4 protein-coding genes are annotated in these 11,659 nt (G+C 44.7%); all 4 read left to right on the top strand.

From position 1 onward, the window contains the following. Positions 1-3 precede the first annotated feature (3 nt). Positions 4-981, top strand: coding sequence for a TauD/TfdA family dioxygenase (locus tag N480_RS14900; RefSeq protein WP_063373275.1), 978 nt, complete (start codon positions 4-6; stop codon positions 979-981). A gap of 166 nt (positions 982-1,147) precedes the next feature. After that, entirely contained in the window at positions 1,148-4,633 is a 3,486-nt protein-coding gene (locus tag N480_RS14895) for a non-ribosomal peptide synthetase (protein ID WP_063373274.1), read from the top strand. Beyond that, on the top strand, positions 4,630-11,394 hold the full coding sequence (locus N480_RS14890; protein ID WP_063373273.1) for a non-ribosomal peptide synthetase: 6,765 nt from the start codon (positions 4,630-4,632) through the stop codon (positions 11,392-11,394). Before N480_RS14895 ends, N480_RS14890 begins: the two co-directional genes overlap by 4 nt. Before the next feature lies 1 nt (position 11,395). After that, a partial coding sequence (locus N480_RS14885; protein ID WP_155732860.1) for a hypothetical protein occupies positions 11,396-11,659 on the top strand: 264 nt, incomplete at its 3' end.

Raw genomic sequence — 11,659 nt, 5'->3', positions numbered from 1 at the left:
TAAATGACCATAGAAACAAAAGTATTCAACGAGCAGGCAGGTTCGCCATTTATCATTGAGGCCAATGGCCCATCCAGCGATTTTAGGTTATCCGAATTACAAGAATGGAAAGATGCGAATAAAGCGTTAATAAACGAAAAATTATTGACTCACGGGGCTATCTTGTTCCGTAACTTTGGTGTAAATTCAGTGGAAGGTTTTGATGAATTTTTAACACAGTTCAAAACGTCTAACTTGCTGGATTATACAGGAGGTAATTCTCCTAGAACGAAATTATTGCAGGGGATTTATACATCGACTGAATACCCTGCTGAGCATTTCATTTCCTTGCACAATGAGTTTTCGTATAGCGATCAGTGGCCTGCACACCTATTTTTTTGTTGTGTGACCGCTCCAGAAAAAGATGGTAATACTTTAATTGCAGATGGCAGGAAAGTGTTGCAACTTTTAGATCCGGAAGTCATCGATAAGTTTGAACAGCGTAAAGTCACCTACATCAGAAATATGCACGATGGCAGTGGTATTTTCGGGCCGTCATGGCAAGACACATTTGAGACCCAAGATAAAGATCAGGTGAGTGAATTTTGTAAACAGTCTAATATCGATTTTGTGTGGAAAAAAGATGGTGGATTGAGAACCTTGCAACAAGGGTTAGGTGTGGCAGTGCACCCCATTAGCCAAGAAAAAGTTTGGTTTAATCAGGCGGATCAATTTCATGCATCTAATCACCCTCGGGACTATTATGAAGCGATGGTTGAGATGTGCAATGGTAAACTGGATGAATTACCGCAACATGCTTGTTTCGGCGACGGCAGTGAAATACCAGATGACGCTTTAGCAAGCGTTAGAAATGCGTTTAAACAGCTTACCGTTTATTTCCCTTGGCAGCAGGGAGACGCGTTATTGATTGATAATGTACTCATGGCGCATGGACGAGCACCATTTTCTGGGCCTAGAAAGATATTGGTGGCCATGTCATAAGAGACTTACTGCCAGTGTCATCAATGTCTTGAAAAAGAAATCATCAAAACCAGTGTAAATCGAAAAATAATAATTAAAACAGAACTACACCGTGATTTCACTCACCCTACACCATGGATCACGGCGTAACTGCAGTATCAGACGTAGGAATTTAAGGACTAGACTTATGGCGACAGAGGCATTTCTAAAAAAAATAAACACGCTAGGCATCAAACTATGGTTGGAAGGTTCGCAACTTAAATTCAAAGCGCCTAAAGGCACTTGGAACAATGAGATCCGTGACGAACTTGTGGCAAATAAGGCACAGGTTATTGCACACCTCCAGGCACAGCTAGCAAATCAACAAAACACCGATGTGCCCCCGATTACGCCTGTCGCTAGAGCTGCCTCTGATGGAACTGTTTCGGTTGACTTTCCTTTGAGTTTTTCCCAAGAAAGGCTTTGGTTTATTGATCAATTGGAGTCGGGGAGTGCCAACTACAGTATCCCCATCGCGGTAACGATCCGCAGTGCGCCAGACAAGCCTTTTAACATCGGCCTCATCGAGCAAGCTTTTAACCTGATTATTGATCGTCATGAAAACCTTCGCTCTATTTTCCCAAGTCGTGATGGTAAAGCGCATCAGCAAGTCTTAGCGCATATGCCGTTTAAGCTAGAAAGCATCTCGCTCACTGAGTTTGCGTCGGAAGAAGCGCGATGGCAACATGTGCAAAGTTTATGTCAAACCCTTGCTAAAGTTCCCTTTGACCTAGCTCATGGCCCACTAATTAAAGCAAAAATTTTTGAGTTGTCACCGCACAAGCATGTACTTGTTTTAAATATGCATCATATCATCAGTGATGGTTGGTCGATGGGGGTATTGGTAAAAGAGTTTGCATGCATTATGGATGCTCTGCAGGTAGGGCGTACACCGATTTTACCGCCATTGGCTTTCCAATATCTTGATTATAGTGTTTGGCAGAGACAGTGGCTGGAGGATAAGGCAACGTCGGGCGATGAACAAAGCATGTTGCAAAAGCAGCTTAGTTACTGGAAAAACAAGCTGGCTGGCGTACCGGAGAGTTTAAATCTGCCGACGGATTTCCCCAGAGTGAACAATCAAAGCGTTTCAGGTCGCAGAGAGTGTTTCTCGATAGATAAGGTACTCACTCAACAGTTAAAATCGTTTGCTGACAAACAGGGGTGTACTTTGTACATGCTCTTGTTGGCTATTTTTAAAGTCCTGCTTTATCGCTATAGCCATCAAGAGGATATATGTATTGGCACGCCCGTTGCCAATCGCCATTATGAAGGCACTGAAAGCTTAATTGGTCTATTTATAAATACCTTGGTACTCAGAGATAAACTTGAGGGAGCACAACCTTTTACTGCGTTGTTAGCACAGGTGAAGCAAACGTGTTTGGAGGCGTTTGAGCATCAAGACACGCCTTTTGAGAAAATTGTAGATATGGTCCAACCGCAAAGAAATGCGTCGGTTAGCCCACTATTTCAGGTGATGTTTGTGTTGCAGAATACCCCTAATATCCCCCTGAGCGAAGGGATGGAAGCGTACCCTATTGAAGCGGATATCAGCAAGTTTGATATTACTCTTGAGTTTAATGAAGGGGAAGAAGGCTTAGGCGGATCCATAGAATATCGAGATACCTTGTTTTCAGCGCAGACGATTGTGCGGTTGTCCAAACATTTTGTAACCCTGTGTCAGACGGTTATAAATAAACCTGCAACAGCGCTGAATGAATTGGAGCTTATGGAAAGTGCAGAGCAGGAGCAGCTGCTCACTGACTTTAACAATACGCACACCGTTCACGCTAAGGACAAATGTATTCACGAGCTTTTTGCTGCCCAGGTTGCCAGACACCCAGAGAAAACCGCAGTGGTATTCGAGGGGAAGGCATTGAGCTATCAAGCGCTTTATGACCGTAGTCATACGCTGGCTATCTACCTTCAATCGTTGGGTGTGCAGCAAGATAGCTTGGTTGGTCTGTGCATGGGGCGGTCGTTAGACATGATCGTTGGGATGATGGGGATACTCCTTGCTGGCGGTGCATATGTGCCTATGGACCCCGATTACCCTCAAGAAAGGTTGGCGCATATGCTCCAAGATAGCCAAGCCAAAATATTACTCAGTGAAGAAAAGTTAGTTAGCAAACTGCGAGGTTTTACCGCACAAAGCACCCAAGTGGTGAGCATAGATAAACAGTGGCCAGAAATTAGCGACTTTGTTGCTGCACTGCAGGCCAGTCATGTGAAATTAGCGAAAGCGGCGACGTCTAAAGACTTGGCTTACGTCATTTACACATCGGGGTCAACAGGCAAAGCAAAAGGGGTTGCCATAGAGCACTTTAGTACCGTTGCGCTGATAAATTGGGCGCAACGAGTATACAGTGCCGAGGAGTTGAGTGCGGTTTTGGCGTCGACATCTATCAGTTTTGACCTATCTGTGTTTGAAATTTTCCTAACGCTTGCAAGTGGTGGGAAAGTTGTGCTGGTGTCGAATATTTTGGCGTTGATAGAGGATGTGCACCAATATCCAGTATCGCTAATCAATACCGTTCCTTCTGCGGCGGAGGAGTTGATTAAGTCAAACGCATTACCAAGCACGGTGCACACCATTAACTTAGCTGGTGAGCCGCTTACGCCAACTCTAGTGGATAATCTATACGCCAATAGTGCCGTTAAAAAAGTATATGATTTATATGGTCCGTCTGAAGATACGACGTATTCTACATTTGCCCTAAGAGCCCCCGGTGCTCCTCAGACCATCGGTTGCCCAATCGACAATACGCAAATGTATGTTCTCGACCAACACGATAACTTGGTGCCAGTGGGCATACCTGGGGAATTACACATTGCAGGCCATGGTTTAGCACGAGGTTACCTCAATAGGGCTGAACTAACCCTGGAAAAGTTCGTGCCTAACCCATTTCAACCAGAGCAGCGCATGTATAAAACGGGCGATCTAGTGCGTTGGATGCCTGATGGTAACATTGAATACCTCGGGCGAATTGATACACAAGTTAAGATCAGGGGGTTTCGAATTGAAATCGGGGAAATTGAGGCGCGATTGAATGAACACTCAGAAGTCACTGAAAGCATTGTTGTAGCCCAAGGTGAAGGAAGTGAGCAGCAGTTGATTGCCTACTACGTCGCAAAAGAAGACCAAGATGGACATTTAAAAGAACCGAGCAGCGCTGCGTTAAAGAGGCATATTCAGACGACCTTACCGGATTATATGCTGCCAGCGGCTTTTGTAAGCCTTGAAGCCATTCCGTTGATGCCAAACGGTAAAGTTAATCGTCGAGCGCTGGAGGAGCGGCGTGTTAGTCTAACGTCAAACCAAGTCTATATTGGCCCGCGCAATGAAGTTGAAGAGCAACTGACGGTGGTTTGGGCTGAAGTCTTAGGGTTGGAGCCGGAAAAAATAGGGATCAACGATAACTTTTTTGAGCTAGGTGGACACTCTTTGTTGTCTACTCAAGTTATCTCCAAGATCAGTGACTCGTTAAACGTCAAAGTACCGTTAAAGGCACTATTCAGTGCAACCACCTTAGTGGACGTGGCTGAGGTTTGCCAGGCAATTCGGACTCAAAGCGAAAAGCCAGCAGTGAGTGATGTGCTTAATGAAGTAGAGTTTGAGGAGATGTCACTATGACCATATACGCTTTGATTAATGATTTGCATGCACGTGGGATCGAACTGTCACAGAGTCATGGGCAACTGAATATCAAAGCCCCAAAAGGGGCGGTTACTGCGGACATTCGTACCCAACTGGTTAACCACAAAGCTGACATCATTGCATTTTTACAAGACGTATCTGCATCACATGCACTCCCGCCCATCACACGAGGGCAAAGGACAGCACCTTGTGCAGCAGAGAGGACATTACTGCCATTAAGTTACTCTCAGGAAAGGTTGTGGTTTATCGATAATTTGCAAGAAAGAACACCAGAGTACAATATGCCGATGGCTTTTGAAGTCAATGGCGAATTAGATCTCAGCACTGTCAAAGCGGTATTTAACACGATTATCGAACGCCACGAGGTGCTCAGAACGGTGTATATTAGCGAGCAAGGTGAAACCTCGCAATGTATTAGAACGCTGTCCGATTGCGATTTTGATATTCAACTCACCGATTTATCACATCTCACGGGTGAGACGTTAGCTGCTCACGTACATGAGTTGGTGCGTCGCGACATTACGACTCCATTTAACCTCGCAGAAGATTTAATGTTACGTGTGAGCTATATTAAGCAGCGTGATAACCAAGGTGTGATGATATTTAATATGCATCACATTGCGTCAGATGGCTGGTCTTTGGGGGTGCTGACAAAAGAGTTTTTTACGCTCTACAATGCATACAGTCAGCAAACACCGAACCCTCTCTCACCACTGGACATTCAATATGCTGATTTTGCGCATTGGCAGCGAACGCATTTGACCGATGAGACGCTTGAGTCACAGCTCGATTACTGGCAACAGCATTTGGCTGACTTACCTGCATTACATGGCCTACCACTCGATCACATGCGTCCAGATGTCAAACAACATCAAGGGGCAGTAGTGACAGGGCAGTTATCCGGTATGATTGCACAGCGGTTACTCACTCTTGCAAAGCAGCATCAGTTGACCCCCTTTATGCTACTGCATAGTGCGCTATCACTGTTACTATCCAGGCATAGCAACAGCCGCGATGTGGTGGTAGGTACACCAGTGGCAAACCGCTTACAGCCCGAGCTAGAACCACTGATCGGTTTTTTCGTCAATACTTTGGTGCTCAGAGTTGATACTCAGCACAACACGCTGTCAGATTATTTTGCTCATATCAGACAGGTGAATTTAGATGCACAAGCAAATCAGAATGTACCATTTGAACAGCTGGTAGAGCGCTTAAAGGTGCCAAGAAGCAACGCGCACAGCCCATTGTTTCAGATTATGCTGACCTCTCAGGGGAGTAATGGCAACGATAAAGATGCACAAGCGATACCATTTCAGTTGCCGAATGTGGAAATTCTCCCGTATCAAAGCGATCTGATTCAATCTAAGTTTGATTTATCCATTGATTTGCATATCAGTGAACAGGGAGTGGGGCTTCATTGGAATTATGATGTGAGCCTATTTAATCAAACCCACATTGAACAACTGAATACGCACTTATGCCGCTTGCTTGAAGGCATGAGTTTGGCAGATCCTGCTCAATCGCCGCATTCACTCCCCTTGTTGTCCAGTGTCGAAACGCAACATTTGATTTATGACTTGAACGACATTGAACTGGCGTATGAAAAGGAACACTGTGTCCATGAACTGTTTGAGCAGCAAGCGGCTATGTACCCTGATAATATTGCTGTGGTGTTCGAAGAGACGCCATTGACGTATCAACAATTGAATGACAGAGCCAATCAATTAGCGCACTACTTAAAAGAGACGTATGCCATTACCCCAGATACTCTGATAGGACTATGCGTTGAACGTTCACTTGAAATGGTGATTGGCATTTTAGGAATACTAAAGGCTGGCGGCGCGTATGTCCCACTGGATCCGACCTATCCTTCTGAGCGCTTGGATTATATGCGCAAAGATGCAGATTTAAAGGTGGTATTGAGCCTGTCACATGTACAGCATACATTTACGGATTTCGAGGGCGGCATCGTTACACTAGATGGCTTGGCAAATAGTGAGCATTATATCTGCCAAGACTATCCCACCCATAACCTTTGCAAAGCACAATCTGGGCTGAGTGCGTCGAATTTGGCTTATGTAATTTACACCTCGGGATCTACAGGTCAACCCAAGGGGGTATTGCAGTCCCATCACAATGTGAATCGATTATTCAAAGCCACAGAGCAGGGGTTCTCATTCACGTCTAACGACTGTTGGTGCTTATTCCATTCCGTGTCTTTTGATTTTAGTGTCTGGGAGCTGTGGGGCGCACTATTTTACGGCGGTAAAGTCATCATTTTAACTAAAGAAGAAACCGTTGATACCTATCAATTGATTGAAGTATTGAAAAATCATGGCCTCACCGTGTTAAATCAGACTCCGAGTGCGTTTAGAAACCTCGTGAATCTGTTGGTAGAGAAAGACGATGCCATTGACAGCTTACGCTATGTAGTGTTTGGTGGCGAGGCCTTATCAACACAGCATGTGAGTAAATGGTTTCAAGATTATGCCTATAGAGGACAAGCCAAACTCATTAATATGTATGGCATTACCGAGACGACAGTCCATGTAACCTATGCTGAAATCAATGAGTCCAACTTTGAAAACATCCATATCGGTAAAGCGTTGGCTGATCAAGCTATCTTTATCTTAGATGAAAACCAAAACCTAGTACCATTCGGTTGTGTTGGCGAAGCTTATGTGGCGGGGAACGGACTCGCTTTGGGATATTTGAATCGCACGGAATTAACGGCAGAACGTTTTATTGACAATCCATTTTTTGATGAGAGGCAAGCGAACGGTTCAACGCGCCTATATCGCACTGGTGATTTAGTGCGCTATTTACCCAGTGGGGATCTCGCGTATGCAGGCCGAACGGATGATCAGGTTAAAATTCGCGGCTTTAGAATTGAGTTGGGGGAGATAGAGCATCAATTGGCGTTGCTTAACGGCGTTGATTCTGCACAGATCTTAGTGAAAGATTTGACAGGCAGTAAGCAGTTGGTGGGCTATGTTAAACCCAGCTCTTCGATGTTGCCTTCTGAGGAAGGTGATTTTATCGCAGATCTTAAAGAGGCATTGGCTCAGCATTTACCGGAGCATATGGTCCCGAGTTTTTTAATAGTTATCAATACTTGGCCTTTAACCGCAAATGGCAAAATCGACAGAAAGGCGCTGCCGGATCCGGATGGTAGTGCACTTCAAGGGCAAGTTATACTACCGACTACACGTACCGAACAGGGGCTGGCTAATATTTGGGCGCAATTGCTACATCTTGACGCTAAGCGCATTAGCATTGATGCCAACTTCTTTGATTTAGGCGGGCATTCTCTGTTGTCCATTCGCTTGGTATCTGATATTCGTACACAATTTGAAGTAGAAGTGTCGGTTCAAAGCATTTTTGAAACTGCGTCGCTTCAAGCCTTGGCGCATCACATTGACCAAAGTTCAAATGCCATTGTGCGACCCCCGTTGTTGGCAATTCCGCGAGAGACTAATATGCTCCCAGTTTCTTTTGCACAACAAAGACTGTGGTTCATTGATAATCTGCAAGGGCAATCACCTGAATATAATATGCCTATGGTGTTTAAGGTGAAAGGCACACTTAACATAGATACGGTTAAAGCCGCCATCAATACCATTTTGGCCCGTCATGAAGTGCTGAGAACGGTATATGTCACTGAAAAAGGAATAACATTACAACATATTCGTGATCTGTCTGAGTGTGACTTTGATATTCAGGTAACGGATTTAACACATCTCACGGGTGAGATGCTACAAACGCAAGTTAAAACCTTGGTTGAGAGGGAGCTATCAACGTCATTTAACCTAGCTGAAGATGTGATGTTAAGAGGCAGTTTTGTTAAAACTGGGCAGCGCAGCGGCGTAATGATAATGAACATGCACCACATTGCATCCGATGGCTGGTCCTTAGAGGTATTGTGTAATGAGTTTGTCACTTTGTATGAAGCCTACAGTCATGGTGAGTCAGATCCTTTACCTGAATTAGCCGTTCAGTATGCGGATTATGCACGCTGGCAGCGTGATTATTTGGTTGGGGATGTGCTTGAGTCACAACTGAGTTACTGGGAACAGCAGCTAGCTGAATTACCGGTATTACACGGCTTACCGCTTGATTATGTGCGCCCAGCGGTAAAGCAGCACCGCGGTGCGGTGATCTCTGGACATGTCTCTTCCACCACCGCCAAAAAATTGCTCACTGTGGCACGGCAACATCAGCTAACGCCGTTTATGTTTTTGCATGGCGTTCTGTCATTGTTGCTCTCAAGACACAGTAACAACACCGACATTGTGGTTGGCACGCCTGTTGCGAATCGACTACAGAGCGCACTTGAGCCACTCATTGGTTTTTTTGTGAATACTCTAGTACTAAGAACGAATACTCAGCATGCTTCATTGGCAGATTACTTCGCTCATGTTCGTCAAGTCAATTTAGACGCACAGTCAAACCAAGATGTACCTTTTGAGCAATTGGTCGAACGATTAAAAATATCCAGAAGTACCGCACATAGTCCGCTATTTCAAATTATGTTGACGACAAATACAGATTACGGACTCCGAGAAGGTACTAATACTGCTGCGTTTACGCTGCCTGAGGTCAGTATTGAAAGATATCAATCAGACCTTATCCAAGCCAAGTTTGATCTGCAAATCAGTGCAGACTTCAATGAAGACGGGGTCGATTTACAATGGACTTATGATGTAAGTTTATTCAGTGAGGCGCATGTTGCACAATTAAATGACCACCTGTGTCGTTTGTTGGAAGCGGTGAGTGAAGCTCAGTTTACACAGATGCCTCAGGCGCTACCCCTGTTATCGGCACAAGAAGTACACCACTTGCTGTATGACCTGAATGATACCGCTGCGGATTATCCAAAAGATCAGTGCATTCATGGCTTATTTGAAGCTCAAGTAGTAAAGCACCCTAACGAAGTGGCCGTATTGTTCGAAGGTGACTCACTGACATATCGACAGCTGAATGACAAGGCAAATCAGCTGGCTCATTATTTAAGGGCCGTGCATCACATTGCGCCAGGTTCTTTGGTTGGTGTGTGTGTGGGGCGCTCGATAGATATGGTCATTGGTATTTTAGGGGTACTAAAAGCAGGAGGAGCTTATGTACCATTGGATCCAAATTACCCACGTGACCGCTTGAGCCACATGATTGAGGATGCGTCATTAACAGTGATCTTGAGCCAACGCTTTGTACAGGATATCTTGACTGATTTTGATGGCGCGATAGTGGCGCTAGATGGACTTGCTGACAGTGAACAGCATCTTTGTGCTGATTATGGGAAGGAGAATCCAAGTGTTACGGAAGTTGGGTTAAAGCCATCGGATCTTGCCTATGTCATTTATACATCAGGGTCTACTGGTTTACCAAAAGGGGTTCAAGTTGAACATGCGAATACGGTTGCCATGCTCAATTGGGGCCTCACAGAATATACTCAAGCAGAGCGTGAAGTCGTATTGGCATCGACCTCACTGAACTTTGATTTATCCATTTATGAATTATTCTTGCCTTTAAGTGCAGGCACTAAGCTCAGGGTAGTTAAAAATGTACTTGATCTTGCCTCGTGTCGTCACACCGATGACATCACACTGATAAACACTGTACCGTCTGCCATGGATACACTACTCACTCAGGGGGGGGCTAAACCGCACCTCAAGGTGATAAACCTTGCCGGTGAAGCATTAAAAACCAATTTAGTGAATAAACTCTTGGCCGCGTATCCGGGTATATCTGTGTGTAATTTATACGGCCCTTCTGAAGACACCACATATTCGACCAGTGCGCGTTTCCACAGTCCTTTAAATAGTGCGCCGCATATTGGCCAAGTCATTACAAATAGTATTGGTTTGATACTCGATGGTGAGCAAAATCTCGTGCCTTACGGCGCAGTCGGAGAATTGTATTTAGGTGGGGATGGCTTAACACGAGGGTATTTAAATCGCCCAGAATTAACGAAAGAACGTTTTATCGACAACCCATTTTTTGATGAGCAAGCTGTGAATAGTGCAAAGCGCTTGTATAAGACCGGTGATCTCGTAAGGTATTCAAAAGCGGGTGACTTAGAGTTTTTAGGACGTGCGGATGATCAGGTTAAGATCCGAGGTTTTAGAATTGAGGTAGGTGAGGTTGAAACGCAGCTTTCATTACTTGAACCAGTAGAATCAGCGCTGGTAATGGCTAAAGAAGTGGCGGGTAGCTTGCAGTTAGTGGGCTATGTGAAGTCTGCCGCTCCCGTTTCTGAACGTGATAAAGCGGAGTATGTTACAGCATTAAAAGCGTTACTGGGCAGACAATTACCTGAATACATGATACCAAGTGTGATGCTCGTGGTTGAGCAGTGGCCGCTTACGCCGAATGGCAAAATTGACAGAAAAATGTTGCCAGCACCAAATAGTGTCGCGTTACAAAGTGCGTATGTCGCACCAATGACCGACATCGAACATACTTTGGTGGAGATCTGGGCCGAATTACTAAACATGCCGCCTGAGTCAATCAGTATCAAAGCCAACTTCTTCGAATTAGGGGGGCATTCTCTGCTGATCCTGAAATTGCTCAACAGCATTGAGTTGGCGCTCGAATTGACATTGGATGTACAGGGAATATATCAGGTTAAAGATATCCAAGAGTTGGCGCACCTGTGTGATTCGATTTTAACGCAAATACAGCTCAAAGAGAGATTAAATGAAAGGTTAGATACCGAGCTTGAAGAGGTAGAATTCTAAAGTGAACGTTCAAGAAATAATTAGCAAGCTATCAAGTTATGAAATCGATTTATACCTTGATGCAGAGTCTAAATTAAAAGCAAAAGCGCCTAAAGGTGCGATTAATAATACACTCGCTAGTCTAATAAAAAACAATAAAAGCGAGTTAATTACATATTTAAAGCAACTTGATCGCCTGTCTATCGATAAAAATGCGATTTCGACAATCCAAGTGGTGTCAAGAGAGTGTGACCAGCTGCCTGTTTCATTTGCACAGCAAAGGCTG

Source organism: Pseudoalteromonas luteoviolacea S2607 (assembly GCF_001625575.1).
In the GTDB taxonomy this organism is placed as follows: Bacteria; Pseudomonadota; Gammaproteobacteria; order Enterobacterales; family Alteromonadaceae; genus Pseudoalteromonas; species Pseudoalteromonas luteoviolacea_E.
The sequence above is the reverse complement of the archived record's forward strand: the minus strand, read 5'-3'. Positions and strand labels throughout refer to the sequence as shown.

Coding starts and splice junctions, on each gene's coding strand:
- N480_RS14900 (WP_063373275.1), top strand. CDS start 4: ATGACCATAGAAACAAAAGTATTCAACGAGCAGGCAGGTTCGCCATTT.
- N480_RS14895 (WP_063373274.1), top strand. CDS start 1,148: ATGGCGACAGAGGCATTTCTAAAAAAAATAAACACGCTAGGCATCAAA.
- N480_RS14890 (WP_063373273.1), top strand. CDS start 4,630: ATGACCATATACGCTTTGATTAATGATTTGCATGCACGTGGGATCGAA.